Annotated in this window: 1 protein-coding gene; it reads right to left on the reverse strand. The window is 68.7% G+C overall.

Annotation, left to right across the window (positions count from 1 at the left end):
• Positions 1 to 632, reverse strand: a 632-nt coding sequence (locus A5709_RS10720) for a cutinase family protein (protein WP_231986954.1), incomplete at both ends; no start/stop codon positions are given.

Below are 632 nucleotides of genomic sequence, written 5' to 3' on the forward strand. Positions count from 1 at the left end.
CGCGTCGAGGTGGCTGGAGGCGAAGGCGACGCCCTTGTCGATCATGGCGCCGTCGTCGGCGTAGGTGTTGTGGGCGGCGAAGTTCATGCCGTCGGAGCAGACCGGGTCTTCGGTGGCGCAGACCTTGATGGTCTTGTCCTGATACGCCGGGCCGATGACGACTGGGGGCTCGTTGAGGAAGTTCATCGCGCGCACGTTGGGCATGCCGAAGAGCACGACCGAGGAGACGTGGCTGGCCACCGCGGGGTCCAGGGGCTTGGGCACGGTGTTGGGGTCGACGCCGTCGGGGACCGCGGGTGAGGTGACGAAGCCCATCACGGCCGCGCCTTGGGAGTAGCCGCCGAGCACCATCTTGGTGTTGGGGCAGTCGTGGGCCATCGAATTGACATGGGCCGCGGCGTCTCTGATGCCGTCGATGCCGGTGTCCCATTGGTCGCTGGCGGGGTAGTTGACCGGGTAGACATCGAAGGACTTGGCGCCGACGCGCGAGTGCAGGGAGTCGACGAAGGCCTGTCCGGTGGGGCCGACGCCGGGGGCTTCACCGGTGCCGCGGGCAAACACCACTTGCACGTCCGGACACTGGGCGGCCGCGGAGGGGACGACAGAACCAGCGAGCGCCGACGCGCCGAGGC

Origin of the sequence: Mycobacterium sp. E1386 (genome assembly GCF_001672745.1) — a bacterium.
Lineage (GTDB): Bacteria > Actinomycetota > Actinomycetes > Mycobacteriales > Mycobacteriaceae > Mycobacterium.